The sequence below is a fragment of the Mesorhizobium denitrificans genome (assembly GCF_003403035.1).
Lineage (GTDB): Bacteria > Pseudomonadota > Alphaproteobacteria > Rhizobiales > Rhizobiaceae > Mesorhizobium_G > Mesorhizobium_G denitrificans.
Genome location: NZ_QURN01000001.1, coordinates 228,962 through 253,030 on the forward strand (window position 1 = coordinate 228,962; position 24,069 = coordinate 253,030).

General features: G+C 57.4%; 21 protein-coding genes. 17 read left to right on the plus strand and 4 right to left on the minus strand.

What is annotated here, in order from left to right; all coding sequences use genetic code 11:
• Nucleotides 1-154: 154 nt before the first annotated feature.
• From DY251_RS01075 to DY251_RS01110, 8 genes are all read left to right on the plus strand, one after another.
• On the plus strand, nucleotides 155-1,216 hold the full coding sequence (locus DY251_RS01075) for an ABC transporter ATP-binding protein (protein ID WP_116622277.1): 1,062 nt from the start codon (nucleotides 155-157) through the stop codon (nucleotides 1,214-1,216).
• Between the two features lie 32 nt (nucleotides 1,217-1,248).
• Nucleotides 1,249-2,295, plus strand: coding sequence for an ABC transporter substrate-binding protein (locus tag DY251_RS01080; RefSeq protein WP_116622278.1), 1,047 nt, complete (start codon nucleotides 1,249-1,251; stop codon nucleotides 2,293-2,295).
• Between the two features lie 5 nt (nucleotides 2,296-2,300).
• On the plus strand, nucleotides 2,301-4,034 hold the full coding sequence (locus DY251_RS01085; protein ID WP_116621986.1) for an ABC transporter permease: 1,734 nt from the start codon (nucleotides 2,301-2,303) through the stop codon (nucleotides 4,032-4,034).
• A gap of 109 nt (nucleotides 4,035-4,143) precedes the next feature.
• Nucleotides 4,144-4,836: an FCD domain-containing protein gene (locus tag DY251_RS01090; RefSeq protein WP_116621987.1), complete on the plus strand. Its 693-nt coding sequence runs from the start codon at nucleotides 4,144-4,146 to the stop codon at nucleotides 4,834-4,836.
• 106 nt (nucleotides 4,837-4,942) lie between these two features.
• Nucleotides 4,943-6,358 (plus strand): MmgE/PrpD family protein, encoded by a 1,416-nt coding sequence (locus tag DY251_RS01095; RefSeq protein WP_116621988.1) that lies wholly within the window; start codon nucleotides 4,943-4,945, stop codon nucleotides 6,356-6,358.
• Nucleotides 6,359-6,433: 75 nt separating this feature from the next.
• Nucleotides 6,434-7,480, plus strand: a complete 1,047-nt coding sequence (locus DY251_RS01100) for an AbrB family transcriptional regulator (RefSeq protein ID WP_158553205.1) — start codon at nucleotides 6,434-6,436, stop codon at nucleotides 7,478-7,480.
• Between the two features lie 10 nt (nucleotides 7,481-7,490).
• The gene (locus tag DY251_RS01105) at nucleotides 7,491-8,837 is read left to right on the plus strand and encodes an MmgE/PrpD family protein (protein WP_116621990.1); all 1,347 of its coding nucleotides are present in this window, start codon (nucleotides 7,491-7,493) and stop codon (nucleotides 8,835-8,837) included.
• A 7-nt stretch (nucleotides 8,838-8,844) separates the two neighbouring features.
• Nucleotides 8,845-9,930, plus strand: coding sequence for an isocitrate/isopropylmalate dehydrogenase family protein (locus DY251_RS01110; RefSeq protein ID WP_116621991.1), 1,086 nt, complete (start codon nucleotides 8,845-8,847; stop codon nucleotides 9,928-9,930).
• A 1-nt stretch (nucleotide 9,931) separates the two neighbouring features.
• Here the strand turns inward: DY251_RS01110 and DY251_RS01115 are convergent, their stop codons facing one another.
• Nucleotides 9,932-11,503: a rhodanese-like domain-containing protein gene (locus tag DY251_RS01115; RefSeq protein WP_158553206.1), complete on the minus strand. Its 1,572-nt coding sequence runs from the start codon at nucleotides 11,501-11,503 to the stop codon at nucleotides 9,932-9,934.
• Nucleotides 11,503-12,441, minus strand: coding sequence for an alpha/beta fold hydrolase (locus DY251_RS01120; RefSeq protein ID WP_116621993.1), 939 nt, complete (start codon nucleotides 12,439-12,441; stop codon nucleotides 11,503-11,505). The genes DY251_RS01115 and DY251_RS01120 overlap by 1 nt, the downstream gene beginning before the upstream one ends.
• A 110-nt stretch (nucleotides 12,442-12,551) precedes the next feature.
• Here DY251_RS01120 and DY251_RS01125 point away from each other — a divergent pair, with 110 nt between their 5' ends.
• On the plus strand, nucleotides 12,552-13,628 hold the full coding sequence (locus DY251_RS01125) for a tartrate dehydrogenase (protein ID WP_116621994.1): 1,077 nt from the start codon (nucleotides 12,552-12,554) through the stop codon (nucleotides 13,626-13,628).
• Between the two features lie 9 nt (nucleotides 13,629-13,637).
• Nucleotides 13,638-14,633, plus strand: a complete 996-nt coding sequence (locus tag DY251_RS01130; protein ID WP_116621995.1) for a PdxA family dehydrogenase — start codon at nucleotides 13,638-13,640, stop codon at nucleotides 14,631-14,633.
• Between the two features lie 3 nt (nucleotides 14,634-14,636).
• Here DY251_RS01130 and DY251_RS01135 read toward each other — a convergent pair whose 3' ends face one another.
• Together DY251_RS01135 and DY251_RS01140 are read right to left on the minus strand one after the other, a co-directional pair.
• Nucleotides 14,637-15,695, minus strand: a complete 1,059-nt coding sequence (locus DY251_RS01135) for an AbrB family transcriptional regulator (protein WP_116621996.1) — start codon at nucleotides 15,693-15,695, stop codon at nucleotides 14,637-14,639.
• A 17-nt stretch (nucleotides 15,696-15,712) separates the two neighbouring features.
• Entirely contained in the window at nucleotides 15,713-16,459 is a 747-nt protein-coding gene (locus DY251_RS01140) for an SDR family NAD(P)-dependent oxidoreductase (protein ID WP_116621997.1), read from the minus strand.
• Between the two features lie 118 nt (nucleotides 16,460-16,577).
• Between DY251_RS01140 and DY251_RS01145 the strand changes: the two genes are divergently transcribed.
• The 7 genes from DY251_RS01145 (at nucleotide 16,578) to nirK (ending at nucleotide 24,026) form a co-directional block, all read left to right on the plus strand.
• Nucleotides 16,578-17,309, plus strand: coding sequence for an FCD domain-containing protein (locus tag DY251_RS01145; protein WP_116621998.1), 732 nt, complete (start codon nucleotides 16,578-16,580; stop codon nucleotides 17,307-17,309).
• A gap of 30 nt (nucleotides 17,310-17,339) precedes the next feature.
• Nucleotides 17,340-18,296 carry a tripartite tricarboxylate transporter substrate binding protein gene (locus DY251_RS01150; RefSeq protein ID WP_116621999.1) on the plus strand — a complete coding sequence of 319 codons (957 nt, stop codon included), beginning with the start codon at nucleotides 17,340-17,342 and terminating at the stop codon, nucleotides 18,294-18,296.
• A gap of 52 nt (nucleotides 18,297-18,348) precedes the next feature.
• Nucleotides 18,349-18,822, plus strand: a complete 474-nt coding sequence (locus DY251_RS01155; RefSeq protein WP_116622000.1) for a tripartite tricarboxylate transporter TctB family protein — start codon at nucleotides 18,349-18,351, stop codon at nucleotides 18,820-18,822.
• 12 nt (nucleotides 18,823-18,834) lie between these two features.
• The gene (locus DY251_RS01160; RefSeq protein ID WP_116622001.1) at nucleotides 18,835-20,340 is read left to right on the plus strand and encodes a tripartite tricarboxylate transporter permease; all 1,506 of its coding nucleotides are present in this window, start codon (nucleotides 18,835-18,837) and stop codon (nucleotides 20,338-20,340) included.
• Nucleotides 20,337-21,680: an MmgE/PrpD family protein gene (locus DY251_RS01165; protein WP_116622002.1), complete on the plus strand. Its 1,344-nt coding sequence runs from the start codon at nucleotides 20,337-20,339 to the stop codon at nucleotides 21,678-21,680. Before DY251_RS01160 ends, DY251_RS01165 begins: the two co-directional genes overlap by 4 nt.
• Nucleotides 21,680-22,723 carry an Ldh family oxidoreductase gene (locus DY251_RS01170; protein WP_116622003.1) on the plus strand — a complete coding sequence of 348 codons (1,044 nt, stop codon included), beginning with the start codon at nucleotides 21,680-21,682 and terminating at the stop codon, nucleotides 22,721-22,723. Before DY251_RS01165 ends, DY251_RS01170 begins: the two co-directional genes overlap by 1 nt.
• Before the next feature lie 208 nt (nucleotides 22,724-22,931).
• Entirely contained in the window at nucleotides 22,932-24,026 is a 1,095-nt protein-coding gene (gene nirK, locus DY251_RS01175) for a copper-containing nitrite reductase (protein ID WP_116622004.1), read from the plus strand.
• The last annotated feature ends 43 nt before the right edge of the window (nucleotides 24,027-24,069 follow it).

Genomic DNA, 24,069 nt, shown 5'->3' on the forward strand with positions numbered 1-24,069 from the left:
CTCGCGCTCGGACTGCAATTTCGCAAGCTTCATAATGCTAGCTCACAAAATCGTAAACAGAAATCTGTTGACAATCTACAATTCGAACCTTAGCCATTTGAGCGATCAAAAGATGCATGTCGAGACGCACCGTTTTTGTGCGTCGGGAGGTGAGATGTCGTTCCTGGTCCTGTCTGATCTGGAAAAGCGCTATGGCGCGCTCACTGTTGTAAAAGGCGTCAATCTGTCGGTGGATAAGGGAAAGCTTGTCTGCCTGCTTGGCCCCTCAGGCTGCGGAAAAACGACGACGCTACGCCTGATCGCTGGCTTTGTGCCGGCGGATGGAGGCGAGATAAGGGTTGGCGACAAGGTTGTGTCCTCGCCCGCAGGCACGATGCCGCCGGAAAATCGCAACATGTCGATGATCTTCCAGAGCTACGCGCTTTGGCCGCACATGACCGTTTATCAGAATGTGGCCTATGGATTGAAACTGCGGAAGCTTCCGGCCGACGAAGTCGACAAGCGCGTGAAGGCGATCCTGGGCGTTACCCAGCTAACCCCGCTTGCGGAGCGGTATCCGGGCGAGCTTTCAGGCGGACAACAACAGCGCGTCTCGCTGGCGCGTGCCTTGGTCGTGAAGCCGGAAATCCTGCTTCTCGACGAGCCGCTTTCCAACCTCGACGCCAATCTGCGCGAGGAAATGCGCTTCGAGATCAGGCGGCTGCACGACGAGTTTCGCTACACCACGGTCTACGTAACCCACGATCAGGCTGAGGCTATGACAACGGCGGACCTGATTGTCGTTATGAACAACGGCAAGATCGAACAATCCGGAACGCCCGAGGATATTTATGCAAGGCCGGAGACGGAATTCGTTGCTCGCTTTATCGGCGGAACGAACATTCTGACCGGCAAGGCGAAGGGCAAGAACACGGTCGATGTCGATGGCGGATTTACGCTCCAGTGCGGCAGCGGTTCGCTCGTCGAAGGTGGCAAGGGCATCGTTTCAATTCGCCATCACGACATTGAACTAAGCCCGAAGAAAAAGGTCGATGTGAATTCGGTTCCGCGCGTTGTGAAACGGCAAATCTATCTCGGTTCGCATCGCGATTATCTGGTGGACATCAAAGGTGGGGAGACGATCCGAACCGTCGCGCCCGTTGATGTCGAAATGCCCGTTGGCAGCGAGGCGTGGTTGCACTTCCCGCCGCAGCACTGCCGCGCGCTCACGGAGTGATTCGCATTAGAAAATATATGGAGGAGAAGGAAATGCGCAGTTTGAAATTTGCCGCTGCGGCGCTGGCAGTCAGCGTCTTTACAGTATCGGCATCGTTTGCACAGGCCCCTGCACCTTACAGTGTCAGCCCGGACCTGCTTGAAGCAGCCAAGAAAGAAGGCAAGGTCGTTTTCTACACCGCAACCGATGTCGCGGTGGCGGAAAAGCTCGCCGAATTGTTCGAGAAAGAATTTCCAGGGATAGATGTTCAGGTAGAGCGTGCCGGTTCTGAGCGCGTTTTCCAACGCGTCGGTCAGGAATATTCGTCCGGCATCCACAACGCCGACGTAACTGAAACTTCGGATGCCGTGCATTTCCTGTATTTCAAGAAGCAGGGCTGGCTCGAGCCTATGGTTCCGCAGGTCGTCGCCGACAAGTGGCCGGAAGATGAGAAGGATCCTGACGGAAACTTCGCGGCCTATCGCGCGCATCTTTCGGTGATGGCCTACCGGTCTGACCTGATGCCGGAAGCAGATGCGCCGAAGACTTGGACAGATCTTCTCGACCCCAAATATAAGGGCAAGATGGTCAAGGCGCATCCGGGCTATAGCGGCACGGTTATGACCGCGACGTTCGTACTGAGCGAACTGCTCGGCTGGGATTATTTCGAAAAGCTCGGCAAGCAGAATGTAATGCAGGTTCAGTCCTCGACCGAACCGCCGAAGAAACTCGCTCAAGGCGAACGCGTACTTGAGGTGGACGGCAATGAATACAATGTATTCCGCCTGCAGGACGACGGCGTGCAGATCAAGATCGTTTATCCCGAAGAAGGCACCCCTCTTGCAGTTGGAAATGCTGCTGTCATGAAGCAGGCGCCGCACCCGAACGCAGCGAAAGTTTTCTATGCGTTCCTGTTCTCGCTGGAAGCACAGCAACTGAACAGCGACTTTGGCGGTCTGCGCTCCTTCCATCCTGACGTGAAGGAGAAGGCCACGAAGACTCCGCTGTCGAAAATCAAGGTTCTGCATTCTGACCCAGCGAAGCTGGAAACGCAGATTCAGACCATCAAGACCAACTACGAAAAGTATTTCGGGACCTGATACAAATGAGTGCCGTCAGCGCAACCTCGGCAGATATGGCTGAGACTCGTCGCAAGAGTTTTGACCTTTCGATGCCTATCTTCATCTTCCTGGCGCTGTTGCTGACGGCGCTCGTCGCACTGCCTCTCTTCTGGATCATCTTCTACAGCTTCAGAAGCGACACGGGTGCAGGCGCGACGCTGGAAAACTTTGTCACACTGGTTACAGATTCGACATTGCTGCAAGCCTACGGGTTGGCCATCGGCATGTCGCTCGCGGTGGGATTGCTGTCATGTGTCGTTGCCACACCGATGGCGTGGCTCGTGGCGCGCACCGACCTGCCTGGCAGGAAATGGATACGGATGCTGGTGACGGCGTCGTTTGTTACGCCGCCGTTTCTCGGCGCGATTGCCTATGAGATTCTGGCTGCACCAAACACCGGTCTGGCAAACGTTGTTTACCGCAAAATCTTCGGGCTGGACCAGTCAACAGTGCTGGTGAATATCTACACCTTCTCCGGGTTGGTTTTCGCCATCGCCTGCTTCACCTTTCCATATGTATTTACACTCGTTTCCAACGCCTTGGATAAGGTACCATCCGACCTCGAGGATGCGTCTTCCATTCTTGGCGGCAATGCGATGACGACGCTTCGCAAAGTGACCATTCCAATGGTTCTCCCAGCGATGCTGGCCGGCACGCTCATCGCGATTCTGCAATCGCTTACGATGTTCGGTTCGCCGGCCATCATTGCACTGCCTGCCGGCTTCCATGTCATCACGACGAAAATCTGGAGCCTTTTCCAGTTTCCGCCACGGCTCGGATTGGCTGCCGCCTCCGCTATTCCATTGCTGATCCTGACGATCATCCTGCTGCAAACGCAGAAGGCAATACTCGGTCGCAAGGGCTATACGGTGTTAGGCGGCAAGAGCGGTTCGCCCAGATTGACGAAGTTCGGACGCTGGAAATGGGTGGCTATCGCATTCGTGCTCACCGTACTGTCGCTGACGATTTTCTTCCCCTATCTCGCGCTGGTCAAAACCGCGTTCACGAACACCGTCGGTGATCCGCTCACGTGGGACACGCTGACGCTGAAGCACTGGAACTTCGTGCTGTTCGAGTTTTCGGCAACGCGCCTTGCCATGTGGAACACAATGCTGCTGGGTGTGCTGACGGCAACCGCAGTCACCGCGATTGCACTCGTGGTTTCCTATCTGGTGGTGCGTCGTTCGGTGACAGGATCGAAATATCTCGGTTTGCTCGCAACGGCTCCGGTCGCAATTCCCGGCATTGTTCTCGGCGTCGGCCTGTTTCTCAGCTATGCGAATCCAACCTTCCAGCTCTATGGAACGCTCTGGATTCTCCTGATCGCGTTCATGACCATCGAGTTGCCGGCCGGATACCAGCAAATGTCGTCGTCATTCGCCGGCGTTCACCCCGAACTTGAGGAAGCCGGGCGCATTCTGGGCGCATCGCGCATGACGACATTGCGGCACATTACAGCGCCGCTCTTGCGAACAAGCGTTGTGGCGGCGTGGTGTTTCGTCTTCGTGGGCACGATCCGCGAGCTATCGGCGACGATCTTGCTGACTACAGCAAACACGAAGCTCGTATCGGTGATCATCTATGATTTGAACGAAAGCGGCGACCTCGGAGCCATCTGTGTGCTTGGCATTCTGCTGCTGCTGATTTCCTTCGCGGTTGTATATGTCGCCAATCGTGTGCCGGTTCTGGGTGGAGCACAGATGAGCACGCGCGGTTGAGGTGACAGTGGAAAGGATGTGGCGTGGGGATTGTTCACGCTACGCCTGCTGATAAAGATTGGCCGATAGGCGGCTACGCAATCATGCGAGAGCGCACCAAGAGGCAGACATGGCAAACAAGCCTGCACAGCAAAGCTTGGCAGCGATTGACTTCCTGAGAACACGTTCACTCAGCAACGTGGTTCAGGGGGAGATCGAGCGTATGATTATCGACGGCGAACTTACGCCGAACGAGCGGATCAACGAAAATGCGCTTTCGCAGAAACTTGGCGTGAGCCGCGGGCCAATCAGAGAAGCTTGCAGCGCGATTGCCGCCTTGGGGCTTATCGAAATCATTCCCAATCGCGGGTTCTTCGTCAGAGCGCTGACAAATGACGAGGCGCAGGATTTGTCCGAAGCACGGGCGGGCGTTTTCGGATGCATGGCCATGCTGCTGGCGGAGAGGATCACCGACAAACAGGTTACGGAACTGCGCGGCCTGTTGAAGAAGATGGACGAAATCGCAGCCACGGGCGAAGTACACGATTACTACCCGGTCAACCTGACATTCCATCGGCGGCTTGCCGAAATGGCGGGAAACAAGAGGCTGGAGTCCATCTATCAGAGCTTTGTTCGGGAGCTGCATATCCAGCGCTATCGCGCCCTTGCGAGCGGAGACACGCTTGCAGTTTCCAATGCAGAGCACAATGCGATTGTCGAGGCGCTGGCAGCACGTGATCCGCTGGGCGCCTTCGCAGCAGGCCGCGCGCACATCATGAACGGAATAGAGCGGACCCGAAAGGCGGGCGAACCGCAAGCCTAAAGTTTAGAGCAAAAGGCGCACGCGTCGCGATCATAATTGTTGACAATTGACAATCTTCAGGCAAAACAGCCAGTAGATTTCGGCCAGGGAGCGACAAGAGGACAGGATGAACAAGTTCAGCACGACGGACGTCGAACTCACGAAATATGTGGCCGAATTTATCGTGAATGCGCGGGTTGAAGACCTGTCCAGCGAAGTGGTCGAGGTTGGAAAAAAGTCGATCCTTGATGGCTTTGGCCTTGCGTTATCTGGGTCGGTTGCAAAGAGCGGCGAACTCGTGCGCCAGCATCTGGATGATCTTGGATTGGCAGAAGGCGGCGCTACGGTGATTGGCGGTGGGCGCAAGGTCGCGCCGCGCTTTGCCGCTTTCGCAAATGGCGTGGGCATTCACGCAGACGATTACGACGATACACAGCTCGCGGTGGCGAAGGATCGTGTTTACGGCCTGCTGACGCACCCGACCGCTCCGGCGCTGCCAGCGGCATTTGCAATGGCGGAGATAAAGAAGTCGAGCGGGCGTGACTTCATGCTGGCCTACCATCTCGGCGTGGAGGTAGAGTGCAAAATCGCAGAGGCGATTGCGCCGCGCCACTACCAGACCGGCTTCCATGCGACGGCAACCTGCGGAACCTTCGCGGCTGCTGCGGCGGCCTCTAAACTGCTCGGTTTCGACGTTGCAACCACGCAGCGCGCGCTCTCGATTGCAGGCAGCCAGTCTGCCGGATTGCGCGAGAACTTCGGCACCATGACGAAGCCGTTTCATGCGGGCCGGTCGTCCGAGAGCGGCGTCGCTGCGGCGCAATTCGCTTCCTACGGATGGACGGCTACGCCTAAGATCCTCGAGGCTCCGCGCGGGTTCTTCAGTGCTGCTGGTGGGGGCTACGACCTGCAGGCAATTTACGGAAAGCTGGGAAGCCCCTGGACGTTTGCTGATCCGGGCGTATCCATCAAGCCGCATCCGTCAGGCTCGCTCACCCATCCGGGCATGACCGAAATGCTGCGGCTCATCAAGAAACATGACATCAAGCCGCAGGATGTTGCGCATGTTCGTGTCGGCACCAATTCCAATATGCCGAACGCGCTCATTCACCACAGGCCGAAGGACGAATTGCAGGCAAAGTTCTCGATGGAATTCTGCATGGCGATCCTGCTGCTTGAGCGTCGTGCTGGTCTGCGCGAATTCACAGACGAAGTAGTGGAGCGCGACGACGTCAAGAAAATGATCGAGAAGGTCGACTTTGTCGTCGACGATGATGCTGAAGCCGCTGGCTATCACCTGATGACGACCATCATTGATATTGACCTCAAGGATGGGCGGCGCATTTCGGGTCGCGCCGATTTCGGCAAGGGCAGCCCTGCTTTCCCGATGAGCTATGACGAGGTTGCGGACAAATTCAGGGAGAACGCTGAGTTCGCGGGTATGGGCAAAGATCGGTGCAGCGAGATCGTTGAGCTGGTCCGCTCGATTGAGAAGCAAGGCTCTGTCGCCGGATTGGCCGAGCGGCTGATCTCAGTTCGCTGACGCTTTACGGCTGCATGCGCAATGTCCAGCGATCCCAAAGCTGGGGCAGGTTTTTCGAACCTGACCAGAATAGCAATGTCTCTCACCATCGGTGCTGCGGGGGCGTTGTTCGGGGTCGTCGTTGGCCTGCCGCTGCCATACATGCTCGGACCGCTTCTGTTTGGAGCGCTCGCTGCATTCGCGGGTGCTCCGCTTTTGATGTTTCCCTACGGGCGAGAGATGGGGCAGGTGGTGGTTGGGATTGGCATCGGGCTGCGCTTCACGCCGGTCGTGGTAGTCGCAACTTTGAAGCTGCTGCCGGTAATGCTGCTTTCGACAGTGCTTATCATGATAACGACGACTGGCGCGGCGCTGCTTATGCGCAGGCTCGCGCAGGTGGACCGCACGACAGCCTTCTTCTCGACTGCAGCCGCCGGAATTATCGAGATGGCGGTTATCGCGACCCAAAAGGGCGCAGACAGCAGCATTGTCGCGGTGACGCATCTCGTGCGCGTGACCACAATCGTGGCGACCGTTCCGATACTTGTGACGCTGTTTGGCACACACGGCCATTTGCAGCAGGCGCATATTCCCTTCGACACGGAAGCAATCCCGCTGATTGGTCTGTTGCTGGTTGCCGGTGCGCTTGGGTATTTGATCGCACCGCTGCGCATTCCCAACACATGGCTGATGGTGCCTGTGCTTCTTGGCGCGCTGGTTGCAGGTTTGGGCTTTGGCCCTTACGCGATTCCGCGCATTCTGCTGACGGTCGCGCAGGTGGTGATAGGTACATGGATTGGCAGCCGGTTTCGGCGCGATGTGCTGACAAGACTGCCGCGTATCACGATCACGGCGTTGATCATCACATTTTATCTGATCGTATCGGCAATGGTGATTGCGACCATTGTCGTGGCGCTCAGCGATCTTTCATTCACCACCGCCGTGCTGGCAGTTGCGCCGGCCGGGATCACCGAAATGGTGCTAACCGCCACGGCGATGCATCTGGACGCCGCGACGGTGACGGCGTTCCAGATAATGCGTATCGCGGTCGTCATGACGACCATTCAATTTACCTTCGCTGCGTTCGACAAACTCTCCGAAAAGTTTGCGACGCAGGACCGACACAGCAATGAAAGCGAATGAGGGGGAGCAAATGAGCGAGACCGCCGTAACCCAGCAATTGGCGGCATGGACCGTCGGAATGAAGTTCAAGGATATACCTGCGTCCGTTCGCGCAGAGGGCGTGCGTACCTTCGTCAATTGGCTGGGCTGCGCCGTTGGTGGCTCCGATCACGAGACGGTTGACCGCGCATTGGCCGTTGCGCTGCTCTTCACTGGTCCGAAAAGAGCGTCCGTCATCGGTCGGAAGGAACGTCTCGATGAACTGCATGCTGCGCTTATAAACGGCATTTCATCGCACGTGCTGGACTATGACGACACGCATTTGAAGACCATCGTGCACCCCGCGGGTCCGGTTGCGTCGGCGCTGTTGGCGGTGGCTGAGGAGCGCGGCATAAGGGGCAAGGATTTCATCACAGCGCTTATCGCCGGTGTTGAGGTGGAATGCCGGATCGCGAACTCGGTCTATCCAGACCACTATGATCGTGGTTGGCACATAACCGGCACTGCCGGCGTTTTTGGCGCTGCGGCAGCGGTTGGGAAGCTCCTCAAGCTGAACAAGCAGCAGATGACCTGGGCATTTGGTCTTGCCGCAACGCAGTCCTCGGGGCTGCGCGAAATGTTCGGAACGATGACCAAGAGCTTCCATCCGGGGCGCGCGGCACAAAACGGCGCTATGGCCGCGTTTCTCGCCAAGGCCAACTATGACAGTTCGGAGCGCGGCATCGAAGCTCCGCGTGGGTTCGCAAATGTGCTTTCGACAAAACAGGACTACAACGAGATTCTCGGCAAGCTTGGCGAGGTCTGGGAAGCCGGTCTCAACACCTATAAGCCCTATGCCTGTGGGATAGTCATCCACCCAACCATCGACGGCTGCCAGCAGCTGAAGGAAAAGCTCGGCAGTCGTGTGAAGCAGATAAAGTCGGTTGAACTGACAACACATCCGCTCGTGCTTGAGCTGACGGGAAAGAGGACGCCGCGCACCGGCCTGGAAGGCAAGTTCAGTGTCTATCACTCGGCCGCAACTGCTCTGCTCCGCGGCGACGGCTCGCCTACCGCGTTCACCGATGAAGCTGTGCGCAACAAGGCAATCATCGCACTACGCGACAAGGTCAACGCCAAGGCCGATGCGAGCGTGCATGAAGATGCCGTGCACATCACCGTGACATTCGAGGATGGAGCGGTCGAGAAGCTGCATGTCGAACACGCAATCGGCAGTCTGCACAAGCCATTGTCCGACGAGGCCATTACCGAGAAGTTCACCCGGCAGTCAGACCCAATTCTTGGCGAGAAGGCGACGAGGAAACTCATCGATACCGCCTGGAAAGTTGCTGATCTGGGCGATGTCGGAATCGTTGCACGCGCCTCGCGCAAGAAGTGAGGGTTCGATGTCCGCGCATCTGACAATAGGTATTTTGAACGGCGACGATATCGGCCTGGAAATTGTCCCGGCAGCAGTTGAAGTCGTCAAAGCTGCTGCCGCGCAAACCGGCCTTAACATCGACTGGCGACCCATGCCGCTTGGCCGCACGGCGCTGGACACGCACGGCTCCACTTTTCCTGAAGGCACAATTGAAGCGCTTCAGAAAATGGATGGGTTCATTCTCGGGCCCATCGGCCATCAGGCTTATCCGAAGGTTGCTGGCGCGATCAATCCGCATCCAATCTTGCGCAAGCGCTTCAATCTGTTCGCCAATGTGCGTCCCACGCGCTCGTTTCCCGGATTGGGCGCGATTTACGACGACATCGACCTCGTGATTGTGCGCGAAAACAATGAGGGCTTTCAGCCTGATCGCAATGTTGTCGCGGGTTCGGGAGAATTTCGCCCAACCGAGGACATGACCATTTCCGTACGTGTGATCTCGCGTCTGGGCTCGTCACGCGTTGCGCGCGCTGCCTTCGAAATTGCGCAGCAGCGCAAGAAGCGCCTGACGGTCGTGCACAAGAACACGGTTTTCAAGCTGGGCTGCGGCATGTTTGTCGAGGAATGTTATCGCGTCGCGAAGGAGTTTCCCGATGTCGCGGTGAACGAGGTGATCGTTGACACGATGGCGATGCGGCTCATTCGTGATCCGCAAAGTTTTGATGTTGTGGTCACGACCAATATGTTCGGTGACATCCTGACCGATGAAGCCGCTGGCCTTGTCGGTGGGCTGGGCATGGCGCCCGGCCTGTGCATCGGCGAGGGCGCGATTGCGATGGCGCAGGCGACGCATGGATCTGCACCCGACATTGCAGGCAAGGGAATTGCGAATCCCTACGCAATGATCGAATCCGCGCGAATGCTCATAGAATGGCTAGGACATAATCGCGAGATCGCGCAGGCGGTTGAGGCTTCGCGTATCATGGATGCGGCGATTGCAGCGGCTTTGGCCAATCCTGCGACACGCACCAAGGATATACGCGGCACGGGCGGAACGGCCGACATGACACGCGGTATTCTTGACGCGATGAAGCTTAAGTCCGCGGCCTAGGCTAACGCGCAAACGGGCTTGGGCCGATGCGATATTCGTTTCGCTCGGCGGGGTCGAGTTGTGCGACAAGACCCATTTCCCACTCAAGATACCGCTTGGCAGATTCCATATTTCCATCGTGACGATCATGGACAAAAAAGAGGAAATCTATGGCCGACGCATCGTCAGGCTCCTTGGGAGTTTGAACAATCGGCAAACCTTGTGATGCCCACTCCGAGAGACTTCCGGTGAGGAGACGAACATCTGTGTACCCTGCCTCAACGAGGTCATCGGCAATCAGCTTGGCCTGCGGCGTTTCGCCAGCGACAAAAATAGCGGCATCAATTGGCAGTTGCATGTCAGGCAGGCGCGGGCGGATGCACCAGCACGCGCCATCGAGATGGCCCGCCCGATAGACGATGGAGTTGCGCGCGTCGAGCAGAATGGCTCCACCTTTGACGGCGTTCATAGCTTCGCGCGCGCTTACATCGGCCAGGATGGAATTGAGCTTCGGCCCTTCGTTGGGTTTCGCACCTGGCTGTGCGTCTGGAACGACGTAGACGTCATAGCCGAGCGCCTGCAGGAACGTTGCCGCAATAGCGCTTCTAAGACCGGTGTCGCAGGTGAGCGCAATACGAGCGCGCCGCACGCCAACCCATTGGTCGGTTGCCTGCACTATCTGCACGCAGGGTGCGCTACGTGCATTGGGTGAAGTGCCGGCAGCAAATTCTTCCGCAGAACGCACATCGAGTAGGTAGAGCGTACGATCTGAATCGCTGGCGAGAGCAGTGATTTCGTTGCGCGTGATTAGCGGAATTTCATATCGGCTGCAGATCGCTCGCGCACTGGCACGGCTGCGTTCCAAATCAACGGCGTCCAGTTCGGGCAATGCCTCCGGCTTGTTTTGGAGCGCGAGTTTGCGACCGGATAGCGTCCATCCCTGTGTGCCATTCTCAAGCGCGAATATGGGGTTCCCAACCCCTGCCAGCGCAAGCCCTGCCGCGCCGACTATACTGCGTGTTCGACCTGCGCAGTGGACGATTACGGGGGCGGTGCTGCCTGCCGATACCTTGCCAAACCGATGAGGAAGCTCGCCGTTGGGTAGGGATCGCGCACCAGGAATGGAAGCCTTTCGAAACTCCTGGGCAGGGCGACCGTCGAACAGATTGACCGTGCGGGTAGATCGCCATTCATCAAGCGTTTCGACATCAATCGATGGCACATGCCATTCATGTTCGAGCAATTCACCGAGCGTTTTGCTTGGCAGATTGACGCCCTTGAAAAGCGTGAAACCTGCAGCGGCCCACCCATGTACGCCATCAATGATCCACGAGACATTGGTGTAGCCCAACCTCGTGAGGATCGCAGCGCAACGTTCCGCAATGCCGTCGCCGGAGTCGATAAGAATGATCGATACGCTCACGCGTGGCACCAGATCGCCGATTGCAAATTCCAGCGTGCTGAACGGGCAGGGGACAGCCAGAAATGGATGCCCCTCGCCGAACTGGCCGTGCTCACGAACATCAAGCAAGGCGACCTCACCAGACCCGTGAACTCTGGTCTTTGCGTCTGCTGCCGTGATGGCGCCCGGCATCAAGCGGCGCTCGCCGCTTGCACCTTGCGCCCACCGAAGAAATCCTCCAACGCGGCGAGTACAAGATCGGGGCGCTGTTCGGCGGGGTAGTGACCGGTCGGAATGTCGAAGCCTTGCAGATCGTCTGTCCATTGGCTCCACGCCTCAATGGGCTTGAGGTGGCGTCCGACATGGCTGTTCGAGCCCCATAGTGCGAGGACCGGACATTCGATTTTGCGACCAGCTTCGCGGTCAGTCTTATCGAAGGCTAGGTCCAGTGTAACGGTCGCACGATAATCCTCGCACACTGCGTGAATCTGCTCCGGCGTGGTACAGCGCGCATATTCCGCAAAGGCTTCCGGCGCGAAAATGGAGAGGCCAACGCCCTTTTTGTTCAGCTTGTAATTGATGTAATAATCCAGATCGCCGCAGATCAGTTTTTCAGGGAAAGGCGCTTTCTGGGCCATGAAGAACCAGTGATAGCTCTCCAGTCCCCAGCCCAGAGTGATGTTTGAGAGAAGATTGTAGGTTGGGATGATGTCGAGCGCTACCAGCCGTTCAATTCGCTGCGGTTGATCCAGCGCCATACGGAACGCGACACGCGCGCCGCGATCATGACCCGCCACCTGAAAGCGGTCGAACCCGAAGTGAGTCATGACCTCGAAATTGTCTTGCCCCATGGCGCGGAAAGAATAAGCGGCGTGGTCTTCTCCGCCATCCGGCTTCGAGCTGTCGCCGTAACCGCGCAGGTCCGGTGCGATGACAGTGTAGCGCTTTGCAAGGCTTGGCGCGATCCGGTGCCAGCTTACATGTGTAAGCGGATTGCCGTGGATCAAAAGCAGAGGCGGACCCTCGCCACCGATAGCCACATTGATCTGAGCGCCCTTTGTCGCGACTGTCTCATATCGAAAGCCCGTCATGAGCGTGCGATTGGGTTCACCGGCAGTTTTCTCAGACATTTCAGTCTCCCGTCTATCACTTTCATTTTGTAAATTGTTGACAATTTATCATTGACAGTTTTGAGGTCAACAGTCATTGAGAGATGGTTTGAAGCTATTGGGAGAAACCTATGGCCAAGAATGCTTTACGCATTGCCGTGATCGCGGGCGACGGGATCGGCACCGAGGTTGTTCCGGAAGGTATTCGTGTTTTGAAAGCGGCGGCTGAACGCTTCGATCTCGCGTTTGAGTTTGACGAATTCGATTTCTCCTCCTGCGACTACTACGCCAAGCACGGAAAGATGCTGCCGGATGATTGGAAGTCAAAGATCGGCGGTCATGACGCGATTTATTTCGGTGCGGTCGGCTGGCCCGATAAGGTGCCGGATCACATTTCGCTGTGGGGCTCGCTTCTCCAGTTTCGGCGCGAATTCGACCAGTATGTGAATCTGCGTCCTGTTCGCCTGATGCCCGGTGTGCGTTCACCGCTGGCCGGACGCGAGCCGGGTGATATCGATTTTTACGTGGTCCGTGAAAACACTGAGGGCGAATATTCGTCCATCGGCGGAAAGATCTATTCAGGCACCGAGCGTGAAATCGTCGTCCAGGAAACGGTGATGAGCCGCATCGGCGTTGACCGTGTTCTACGCTACGCATTCGAGCTTGCGATGCGGCGCGAGGCGAAGCACGTGACCTCGGCGACCAAATCGAATGGCATCTCCATCACCATGCCCTATTGGGATGAGCGCGTGGAACAGATGGCGGCGGCCTATCCAGAGGTGCGCTGGGACAAATATCATATCGATATTCTGTGCGCGCATTTCGTGCTGAATCCGGATCGCTTTGATGTGGTGGTCGCATCCAATCTGTTCGGCGATATTCTTTCCGATCTGGGGCCGGCCTGCACAGGCACTATCGGCATCGCGCCGTCGGGAAACATCAATCCTGAACGCAAATTCCCTTCGTTGTTCGAACCGGTTCATGGATCCGCGCCTGACATTGCAGGCAAAGGTATAGCCAACCCCATCGGGCAAATATGGGCGGGAGCGATGATGCTCGACCATCTTGGCCATCGCGATGCCGCGGCGGCGATTGTATCGGCCATCGAGGTTGTGGCCGCCGACCCCGCCTCGCGTACAGCCGACCTCGGTGGAAACGCAAACACGATTGCGAGCGGCAAGGCCGTCGCAGCGGCGCTGCTCGCATAGGATAGCGACATGAATATGAATCTGCCCGTCATCGCAATCACGCCGGGCGATTGCACCGGCATAGGTCCCGAACAGGTTGCGCGCGTGCTTAGCGATGGACGTCTTCGGGATGCGGCGCGGCTGGTGATCGTGGGCGATGCGCGCGTGATTGAACTCGGCAAACAACAGGCGGGCGTAGAGTTCGAGACAACGCAATATAAGCGGCCCGGCGCGGTTGATTGGTCGAGGGAAAGTGTGCCGATCATCGATCTCGGCAACACTGATCCGTCGCGATTCGCGCCGGCTGTGGTGAACGCTGAATCTGGCTATCTGACCGGCGAAACACTTTCGCGCGCAATCGATTTCGCCAAAGCCAGCGAGGTCGACGCAATCACTTTCGCTCCGCTCAACAAACGGGCGATGTTTGATGGCGGCTGGAAATTTCCCGACGAGCACAAGATGTTTGCGCATCTGCTGGGTCACGAAACGCATTTCAGCGAAATGAATGTGCTGGACGGACAATGGATGTCACGCGTAACGGGTCATGTATCGCTGCGCGAGGCGCTGGATCTCATCTCGGAGGAATCCATCGCTGAGGCGATAGTGCTGGCAGATGCGACCATGAAGAAAGCAGGCATCGCAAAGCCACGGCTTGCGGTCTGCGCGCTCAACCCCCATGCGGGTGAAAACGGCCTGTTCGGCATGGAAGAAATCGAACTTATCCGACCGCTTGTGGAGCGCATGGCGGCTGAAGGTTTTGGCTGCAAGGGCCCGTTTCCTTCCGACACGATTTATCTCAAGGTATTCGCCGGGGAGTATGACGGAGTGCTGGCGATGTACCATGATCAGGGGCAAATCGCGACGAAGTTGAAAGGCTTCAATCGCGGCGTCACTGTAACCGCCGGTCTTGAAATCGTGTTCACCACACCTGCGCACGGCACTGCTTTTGACATTGTCGGCAAGGGCGTCGCCAACACGGGCGCCTTGGAAGCAGCCGTGCGGCTGGGGGCAAAGCTCGCGGCTTGAAGCCTATACCTTCGGCGTCACAACCCAGCGAACAATTGGTGCAATAACGATATTCGTAAAAACGGATCTCGTGAGCTGAAAGGCTGCAACAAGCGCTGCTGCGACGCCGAGCGCATCCGCAGTCGCAATCATTTCTGCAAGTCCACCCGGCGCTGCGGACAAAAGCGCAGACAGATGATCCATCCCCCCATAGGTCTCGATCAAATATCCGAGCCCAAAGATGGACGTTGATACGAGAACAATGCTCGCGATGAGTCCACCAATCACCGTGCGCGGTAATTTCCGCATTCGATCGAAGCGAAATCTCAACCCAATTGAAGCGCCGATGCCGATCTGCGCCGCGATGATGATCGCGGACGGCAGGGTGGGAATGCGTAGCCCGAAAGCGACGAGGGCGACCGACATCAGCGTTGGCACGACGACGAAGGCGTTGATAACGCGCATACGCGTAGCCACGACCGCGATTAATAGTGAAGCCAGGATAAGCAGTGCCAGAAAAACGGCATCATGCATCGTGAGCGTGGTGGTGGCGCTTATCCGGTTTGAAATCGGATGGCCTGTTAAAATCAGCCAAAGCGGGACCATCGTCAGTACGGTTAGCACGCGCAGCGTGTGGATAATTGCAACGCTTTGCTCATCTGCCTTCACTTCATGCGCGAGTGTGGCCATTTCGGCCATGCCCGCAGGAAGGCAGGACATCAGAGCTGTCACGCGGTCGAGATGCGCCAATCGCGATAGCGGCAGAACCAGCGCGACGCCGATCAAATTGGCTGCGACGGCCATCATCAACATCATTGGGAACAGGCCGTAGATTGCTTCCAGCACTTGCGTGTTCATCACCGCGCCAACCGACGCGCCGACGAAAAGCTGACTGAAGCGGCGCATTTTTTTGCCACCCGGCATCGGCGCAATCAAATTGGCGACGAGCGCGGCCCCAACCATTGAGCCCAGAATATAGGCCATCGGCATGTGCAATGTTCGGAACAGATAGCCCGTGCCACTGGCCGCAACCAATGTCAGAACGACTACCGCAGTATTGCTTCGATACCAAAGGGCGGACATTTGCAGCTTGCCGCCAACTAAGCCATCAGCGCGCCGCCGTTCACATGCAACGTCTGTCCGGTGATGTAACGCGCATTCGGCCCCACAAACATGCACACTGCTGCGGCGATTTCGTCCGGCGTGCCGCGACGGCCAAGCGGGTTGCTTCGGTTCGCGTGATGGACAGGCTCCGGCCCCGTTCGCTTTGTTTCGATAAGGCCCGGCGAGATAGTGTTTACGGTGATACCATCCGGGCCGAGATCATGCGCTAGTGCCTTGCCAAATCCCATAAGGCCCGCCTTGGCGGTCACGACATGAATGCGTTCCTTCGCACCGGTCGTACCCGTAAGCCCCCCAATCAATACGATCGATGCCTGATCGCTTTTGCGCAGTGCAGGCAACGCTGCTTTCACGAGCAGGAAGGCGCTGTCGAGCCCTATCGCCATCACACGACGCCAATCTTCGAAAGACACCGTGTCGATTGAAGCCTCTGGACGGATTGCCGCATTGGCGACCACGATGTCCAGCCTACCGAACGTCGAGAGCGCGGCATCGACTGCAACGGATGGGCCTTCCATGCTCGCCATGTCGCTAAGCTGAACTGCTGCCTTGGCGCCGGTCGCACGAACCAGCCGGGCTGTCTCCTCCGCCGCAACTGCATCTCGGCCAGCATGAACCAATACAGAAGCGCCTGCCTCGCCAAGAGCCACCGCGATGGCGCGGCCTATATTGCGTGATGCGCCTGTCACCAGCGCAACGCGCCCTTCAAGCTCTTGTCTGCTCATCAGCGACCTCCTGTTTTTATCGGCAGTATGCCGCCTTTTGCCAACCTTATCTCAGATTCATCCATAGCCGTTTAGAATATTGTTGACAATATTATGATGACAAAATACGCCTTATAGCATGGCCGATATACGAGATACATTCAGGCTCATTCAGAACACTTCGCTCGCTGGCGCGATTGCGAAGGAAATCGAGGCGATGATTTTGAACGGCGAGCTGGCTATCGGCGAGCGCGTTCCTGAAACGGAATTGGCTGAGCGTTTCGGTGTAAGCCGCAGCCCTGTGCGCGAGGCTGTGCGCGCGCTCGATTCAGTTGGGCTTGTTGAGGTCCAAACCAATCGCGGCGCCTATGTTCGCAAGATCGATCTGGCCGAAGCCCTGGAAGTCTATGAAGTGCGCGCTGCGCTCTTCGGTGAGGCGGGGCGTTCAATGGCACAGCGCGCGACGGATGCGGACATTAGCCGGCTTCTGAAATTGCACAAGGATATGGAAACGGCAGCGGAAGCTCATGTTTTCGAGGACTACGCGCCGCTCAATTTTGAGTTTCACGAACTGATTGTGGACGCAGCGGGTAATCGCACGCTGGCGTCACAATATCGGATGCTGGTCAAGAGGCTGCGTCTCTTTCGAGCACGCAACCTGATGTATGGCGACACGCTTTCGCTTTCGCACAAAGAGCACGAGGCAATCGTGCGCGCCATTGAGGCGCGCGATGCCAACGCGGCCGCTGCCGCCTGCTACGACCATGTGGAGCAGGGAAGGGTTCGGCTTTTGAGCCGTGTCCGTTCAGAAGAGGCTGAGGGGCAGCGACTATTTGAAAGAGGTGAGGAAACACGCACGGCACGCGGCTGAACGCGGCTGGGCATATCGGGAGGAATTGAAATGCGAATGATCCATGTGATCGGGGTGGGATTGGCGCTGAGCTTCGCCTCGTCCACCGCAAGCCTGGCAGACCCAGTCGACTATCCCCATGATGTTGTGACGCTCGTAACCCATTCAAGCCCGGGCGGCGGCAGCGACGTGTTTCTGCGCGAACTGAGCAAATATCTGGGCAAGCAGATCAAGGCGACCTTTGTGGTCGAAAATGTTCAAGGCGGCAGCGGCGCGAAGGCGATGGCGCGTATGGCGCAGTCTCCAGCCGATGGCAGCATCTTCTACGCGACGACCCCGACCTACATCTACACGTCGCTGCTTAGCGCACCGGAATATAAATATGACTCACTGCAACCAGTGGTGAATTTTTTCACCGACTCGGAGGTGATCTACACAGCCGCCAACAGTCCCTACAATTCCTTGCAGGACGTGATTGCCAAGGCGAAAGAAGGAATGGGCAAATGGGGCGCTGCAAACCCTGCATCATTGGAGCGTCAGGCGGCCGAACAGCTTAAAGCCGCAGCAGGTGTCAATGCCGCTGTTGTAACGCACGAAGGCGGCGGCGACATGATGATCAACGTCCTGAACGGCACGCTGGATATCGGCGTTGGCGAGGTGCAGGAACTTCGTTCTCAACTTGAGGGAAAGCAGATCAGGCTGCTGGCCACCTTCAATCCTGAACGCATGAAGGATTACCCCGACGTGCCGACGGTGAAAGAAAGCGGCTACGATGTCGTGCTTCAGAAGTTCCGCGGGCTGGCCGCGCCGAAGGGCCTGCCAGACGACATCGGCGCAATCTGGGATAAGGCAACGCAGGCGGTTTTGGCGGACCCCGAATATCAGAAGGTCTATCAGGCTGAGAGCCTTGTGCCGAACTTCATCGACCACGCCAAATATCCGGCCTTCGTGAACGATTTCGTGGACAAGACCGCTGCGTTTCTCAAACAGTCCGGCGTGATTCAGTGAAACCAACAAGCGGGTGGCTTTCCAGCCGCCCGCGCCTCCAGAGGCAGCTCGGATGAATAAGGACACCATAAGCGGTATCGTGCTGCTGGTTTTCGACGCGGCCTATTTCTGGTCTGCACAGCAGATTCCTCACAGTGTGCTGGACGACGCATTCGGTGCGAGAGGCTTGCCAAACATACTATCGGTCATTCTGGGTTTCCTTGCGCTGGTGATCATTGCGCGGGGTCTTATGGCCGCGAGAATCCAGCGAGCCGACGCAGCCGTTGACGATGATGAACCGGTGGACCACGAATCTACTTTGCCGCGCGCAATAGGATTCGTGCTGATTGGGGTGGGCTACATCGTGCTGCTGCCGATCCTCGGCTATCCAGTCGCGATTACCCTGATGATTGCGACGATCGCCTTGTACGAAGGTGCGGCGCGTGATTGGCGCATCCCTGTGGCGGCAGTGTTCGGCGGCGTTCTCTTCTGGCTCATCTTCGATGTGTTGCTCGGCGTTGGGCAGCCTTCAGGCATGATTTTCTAGGAACGCCGTTCGATGGATTTTGCAACGATCTGGACGCTTTCGACCACGACCTGGCTCATTCCAGCTGCGCTCATAGGGCTGGTGTGGGGAATTCTTGGCGGCGCGCTGCCTGGAATTTCGGCTTCGATCACGATGGCGCTGCTGCTGCCATTTACCTACACGATGGAACCAGTGGTTGCCATCGTGATGCTGGCCTCTGTCTATATCGGCGCTGAATATGGTGGTTCTATTCCTGCAATTCTGATCCGCACGCCGGGCACCAATTCAGCCGCAGCAACGGTCATCGACGGCTATGAGATGAGACGACAGGGCAAGGCCGGTGAGGCGCTTGGCATCTCGCTTTGGTCCGGCTTCCTTGGCTCACTTTTTGGCTTATTGATGCTGGTCACGATGACAGAGCCGCTATCATGGCTGGCCCTGTCGTTCAGGCCGACATCCTATTTCGGCCTGGGCATTCTCGGCCTGAGCGTCATTGCTTCGATGAGTAGCGGTTCGTTGGTCAAGGGATTGGCTGCCGCCATTGTCGGCATGATGATCGCCACGGTCGGCGCGGACCCGATTGCGGGCATCAATCGCTTCACCTTCGGCGTTCCAGAACTGCTGGGTGGCATCGAGCCCGTCCTGGTGATGATTGGCGTCTTTGCCCTGAGTGAGCTCATGATCCAGTCCGGCGCGCCGGAACTGAACGGGTTGAAAGAAAAAATCCGCATTCGCCTGCCCAGTTTCGACATGATGAAGCGCCTCAAGCGTTCGCAGGCAATCGGCGGTATCATGGGTCTGTTTGAAGGGCTTACTCCAGGTGGTGGCGGTTCTATCGCAGCTTTTCTATCTTACAATGAAGCCCGGCGCTGGTCGAAAACGCCGGAGAAGTTCGGAAAGGGCTCGCCGGAAGGTGTTGCCGCGCCGGAAACAGCAAACAACACAGTTGCGAGCACGACGCTTATTCCCTTGCTGTCATTCGGTATTCCAAGTTCCAACTCGACAGCCGTTTTGCTCGGCGGATTTCTGATTCACGGGCTGCTGCCCGGTCCTCGTCTGTTTGAGCAGAATGCGGAGGTTGTGACGGGGCTCTACTTCGGCTCGTTTATCGCCATCGTCGGACAGCTTCTGTTTGGCATCATTCTTCTGCCCGCCTGCGTTTGGCTGGTGAACCGTCCCCGTCCATACCTCGCGGCCTATATTCTCGCGCTAATCATGTCGGGAATTTATACGCTCGACCACAGCCTGTTCCACATCGGCTTCGTGCTCGGCATGGGCCTGCTGGGCTATCTGATGAGGCGTGCGGGCTATCCCTTTCTGCCACTCATCCTCGGCGTCGTACTGGGTCACATGGTGGAATCGTCTTATCGCCGCTCGCTGGTGTTGTCGGCCGGCGATCATCGCATTTTCCTGCAAGACCCGATTGCCGTCGGGCTGCTGCTCGCATCGCTCGCATTCATTCTCTATTCGCTGTGGAGCGAGTTCGCCGACAGCGCAAAATCCAAGCGTAAAGCCGCACCGAAGGAAACCAGCATATGACAGCGCAATTCGGTAGCGAGCCTCCAATCGCCCAGATGGTAGCACGCGCACTTCTGCACGCGTCGCCGTCCGATGCGGCGCACCACGTCGCGTGGCGACTGGTCGTCGATGTCATCGGGCTGGCCGTCGCTGCGCGCAATACGAACTATGTCAAAGCTGTTCTGCATTCCGCGGCAGGCGAAGGGTCCGCCACGGCATTCGGCCATGCGCGTCGCTTCAATATCTATGATGCGGCGACTATCAATGGCACCGCGGCGCATGGCGAGGATTTTGACGACACGTTTGAAGGTGGTCCGGTTCACGCTGGCGCGGTGGTGGTTCCTGCGATATTGGCGCTCTCGCAAGCCAGGGCGATCGAGCCCGAAGCCATAGTGCGCGGCATCGTCATCGGCTGCGAGCTTATGTGCAGGCTCAGTCTCGTCGCCCCGCAGGCGATTCATAAGGCTGGCTTTCACCCGACGGCGGTCATCGGAGCGCTTGCCGCTGCAGGCGGCGCAAGTGTGGCGCTCGGTCTGGATGAAAATCGCGTTGTAAATGCGCTTGGCACCGCGGGTAGTCTGGCATCTGGCATCATCGAATATCTTGCAGACGGAAGCTGGACAAAGCGCCTCCACGCTGGCGCCGCCGCGCAGGCTGGTATCCGCGCTGCGCTGCTGGCGGAAGGGGGATTCATAGGCCCGGCCACTGTGCTTGAAGGAAGTCATGGTTTCTTCAAGGCGTTCGCGCCCTCGCGTGTGCCCGATTTTTCGCATGCGTTTGAAGGCATAGGCACGCGCTGGTTGATGGAGCAGATGGCGTTCAAGCCATATGCCTGCGGGACAATGACCCAGCCTTTTGTCGATTGCGCGATTCAGTTGGCAGATACGGGCGTCAAAGCTGAAGAAATCGAAAAGCTTGTCTGCCGCGTGGGCGAAGGCACGGTGCATCGGCTCTGGGAGCCACTCGCGCTCAAGCAAAATCCGCCGAACGGATATGCCGCGAAGTTTTCAACGCCATATTGTGTTGCGGTAGGCTTTCTGGATCGCGCCGCGGGGCTCATGCAGTTCACCGAGGATCGAGTGCGGGACCCGCGCACAAGGGCGCTCGCGGCAAAGGTTTCTTACGAGATCGACCCGCATGACGAATATCCGCGCAACTTCACCGGCACGATCATCGCGACGCTGAAAGACGGACGCGTGCTGGAATATCGCAAGGGGCATATGCGTGGCGGCGCGAAAGAACCGCTCACCGATGCGGAGGTGCTTTCCAAGTTCCGTGCAAACTGTGCGTTCGGTGGCTTGTCTGCTGATGAAACGGAGCAGCTTCTGAAAATGGCTTCGGGGTACTTCCAGGAAAACTGATGGCTCCCGATTCAGAAACAATCCAGCGCATCGCGGCTGATGACATGGCTGCGCTGGCGAGTGCTGCGCTTCAACGTCATGCCGTGCCGCAGCACGACAGTGAAATTATTGCCAATTGCCTCGTTCATGCGGATCTCCGCGGCGTTGAAACGCACGGCGTGGTGCGGCTTCCGGGCTACATCGATCGCCTGAGGCGAGGGCTAATAAACCCCGCGCCCGTCCTCGAACCACGAATGGTCGGATCGGTTGCGGCATCCCTGGATGCGCAGAATGGCTTCGGCTTTGTTGCGGCAACCAAGGCAACCGAACTTGCGATTAACATCGCGACCCAGCACGGCGTTGCGCTGGTTTCGGTGCATGCAAGCAATCATTTCGGAATGGCTGCGACCTATGTCCAGCAGGCTGTCAACGCCGGGTTTGTCTGCTTTGTCTTTTCCAACGCTTCGCCAACAATGCCGCCTTGGGGCGGGCGAACCCCGATATTCGGAACAAATCCGCTTGCATTTGGCGCACCTAATGCAAATGCCGATCCCTTCATCCTGGATATGTCGCCCGCAGTCGCAGCGCGAGGCAAAATACGCGCCGCGCTGCGAAACAAGACGGCAATCCCGTTGGGTTACGCGCTGGACTCGGAAGGCCGCCCGACCACAGATCCTGCTGCCGCACTGGCCGGTGTCGTGTTGCCTGTCGGAGGACACAAGGGCGCAGGGCTCGCGATAATGGTCGATATATTGGCGGGCTTGATGTCGGGAGCTGGCTTTGCGGGCTCCGTTGGCAACCAGTACGGAGAAGACAACAAGCCGCAAGATGTAGGTCACTTTTTTATCCTGATGCGGCCAGATCTCTTTATCCCGCGCGAAGAATATGACGCACGCATGTGCATACTGATCGAAACGGTCCAAGGCTGCCTTCCAGCGGAAGGCTTTGCTTCAGCCCGCATGCCCGGCGAGGCAAGCGCTGAAAATGAGAGGACGCGCAGGCTTGAGGGCATCCCATACGAGCCAGCGCTGATCAGCACGATCAAGCAACTGGCGGCGGGCTAGAGATAAACGCGGCAGCGCTGTGAAGCGGGGAAGAACCCGCCAAACTTTTGGGAGCAGCGGATTGGCCAGTCTGCCCTTGCCGCCGCAGTGATGCAAAACGCGCAGCCTTCCATTCATCGCTTACGGAGTTTGTCTCATCACAAAGAAGGCCGGAGTATTTCGCACTAAAAGGGCTTCCATAAGTTGTAAGAGACGAAGGAAAGCTGAAATGTTTACGCGACGCGAAACGCTGTTTGGAGTGGCTGGCGCAGCAGTTATCGCAACACTACCTGTAAAAGCCATCTCAGCAACTGAGGTCGCGGCTTTGCCGCGCAAGAAGATCGACCTGCTTAGTCCACCATTCGTACATGAACACGAACAGGTGGCGACCGGCGGGCCGAAGCTGATTGAGTTCAAATTGACCATTAAAGAGCAGCCCGTCATCATCGATAAGGACGGCACGACTCTGCAAGCCATGACATATAATGGTTCGATCCCTGCGCCGATGATGGTGGTGCACCAGAACGATTACGTCGAACTGACGCTGGTGAATCCTGAAACCAACGAGATGGCGCATAACATCGATTTTCACGCAGCGACCGGCGCGCTGGGCGGTGGTGCGCTGACACATGTAAACCCGGGCGAACAAGTAATATTGCGCTTCAAAGCTACGCGAACCGGAACTTTTGTTTATCACTGTGCGCCCGATGGCATGATCCCTTGGCACGTGGTGTCCGGTATGAGCGGGACGATCATGGTTTTGCCGCGCGATGGCCTGAAGGATCACGAAGGCAAGCTACTAACCTATGATCGCATCTTCTATATAGGCGAGAGCGATTTTTACGTTCCTCGCGATGAGCAAGGAAACTTCAAAAAGTATGATTCGCTCGGCGAGAGCTATGACGAAACGCTTAAGGCGATGCGTGGGCTGATACCGACGCATGTCGTGTTCAACGGTAAGGTTGGTGCCCTGACTGGTGACAACGCGCTTAAGTCAAAGGTAGGCGAAAAGGTACTGATTGTTCATTCACAGGCTAATCGCGACACACGTCCGCACTTGATCGGCGGCCACGGCGATTACGTCTGGGAACAGGGCAAGTTTGCCAATGCGCCGGCTCGAGATCTGGAAACCTGGTTCATTCGTGGGGGTTCCGCTGGTGCGGCGTTCTATACATTCCGGCAGCCTGGCCTCTACGCCTATGTCAACCATAATCTCATTGAGGCAGCAGAACTCGGCGCGACTGCACACTTTGTGGTCGATGGGGAATGGGACAACGATTTGATGACTCAGGTCTCTGCGCCCGGACCAAGCCAGACGAATTAGGCTTTTGATATGCCTTTCGTTTCGCGGCCTGCCGGACTCTGGC

What these genes read in the sequence shown, in the direction of transcription:
- DY251_RS01075 (WP_116622277.1), top strand. Translation starts at nt 155, where the DNA reads ATGTCGTTCCTGGTCCTGTCTGATCTGGAAAAGCGCTATGGCGCGCTC.
- DY251_RS01080 (WP_116622278.1), top strand. Translation starts at nt 1,249, where the DNA reads ATGCGCAGTTTGAAATTTGCCGCTGCGGCGCTGGCAGTCAGCGTCTTT.
- DY251_RS01085 (WP_116621986.1), top strand. Translation starts at nt 2,301, where the DNA reads ATGAGTGCCGTCAGCGCAACCTCGGCAGATATGGCTGAGACTCGTCGC.
- DY251_RS01090 (WP_116621987.1), top strand. Translation starts at nt 4,144, where the DNA reads ATGGCAAACAAGCCTGCACAGCAAAGCTTGGCAGCGATTGACTTCCTG.
- DY251_RS01095 (WP_116621988.1), top strand. Translation starts at nt 4,943, where the DNA reads ATGAACAAGTTCAGCACGACGGACGTCGAACTCACGAAATATGTGGCC.
- DY251_RS01100 (WP_158553205.1), top strand. Translation starts at nt 6,434, where the DNA reads ATGTCTCTCACCATCGGTGCTGCGGGGGCGTTGTTCGGGGTCGTCGTT.
- DY251_RS01105 (WP_116621990.1), top strand. Translation starts at nt 7,491, where the DNA reads ATGAGCGAGACCGCCGTAACCCAGCAATTGGCGGCATGGACCGTCGGA.
- DY251_RS01110 (WP_116621991.1), top strand. Translation starts at nt 8,845, where the DNA reads ATGTCCGCGCATCTGACAATAGGTATTTTGAACGGCGACGATATCGGC.
- DY251_RS01115 (WP_158553206.1), bottom strand. Translation starts at nt 11,503, where the DNA reads ATGCCGGGCGCCATCACGGCAGCAGACGCAAAGACCAGAGTTCACGGG.
- DY251_RS01120 (WP_116621993.1), bottom strand. Translation starts at nt 12,441, where the DNA reads ATGTCTGAGAAAACTGCCGGTGAACCCAATCGCACGCTCATGACGGGC.
- DY251_RS01125 (WP_116621994.1), top strand. Translation starts at nt 12,552, where the DNA reads ATGGCCAAGAATGCTTTACGCATTGCCGTGATCGCGGGCGACGGGATC.
- DY251_RS01130 (WP_116621995.1), top strand. Translation starts at nt 13,638, where the DNA reads ATGAATATGAATCTGCCCGTCATCGCAATCACGCCGGGCGATTGCACC.
- DY251_RS01135 (WP_116621996.1), bottom strand. Translation starts at nt 15,695, where the DNA reads ATGTCCGCCCTTTGGTATCGAAGCAATACTGCGGTAGTCGTTCTGACA.
- DY251_RS01140 (WP_116621997.1), bottom strand. Translation starts at nt 16,459, where the DNA reads ATGAGCAGACAAGAGCTTGAAGGGCGCGTTGCGCTGGTGACAGGCGCA.
- DY251_RS01145 (WP_116621998.1), top strand. Translation starts at nt 16,578, where the DNA reads ATGGCCGATATACGAGATACATTCAGGCTCATTCAGAACACTTCGCTC.
- DY251_RS01150 (WP_116621999.1), top strand. Translation starts at nt 17,340, where the DNA reads ATGCGAATGATCCATGTGATCGGGGTGGGATTGGCGCTGAGCTTCGCC.
- DY251_RS01155 (WP_116622000.1), top strand. Translation starts at nt 18,349, where the DNA reads ATGAATAAGGACACCATAAGCGGTATCGTGCTGCTGGTTTTCGACGCG.
- DY251_RS01160 (WP_116622001.1), top strand. Translation starts at nt 18,835, where the DNA reads ATGGATTTTGCAACGATCTGGACGCTTTCGACCACGACCTGGCTCATT.
- DY251_RS01165 (WP_116622002.1), top strand. Translation starts at nt 20,337, where the DNA reads ATGACAGCGCAATTCGGTAGCGAGCCTCCAATCGCCCAGATGGTAGCA.
- DY251_RS01170 (WP_116622003.1), top strand. Translation starts at nt 21,680, where the DNA reads ATGGCTCCCGATTCAGAAACAATCCAGCGCATCGCGGCTGATGACATG.
- nirK (WP_116622004.1), top strand. Translation starts at nt 22,932, where the DNA reads ATGTTTACGCGACGCGAAACGCTGTTTGGAGTGGCTGGCGCAGCAGTT.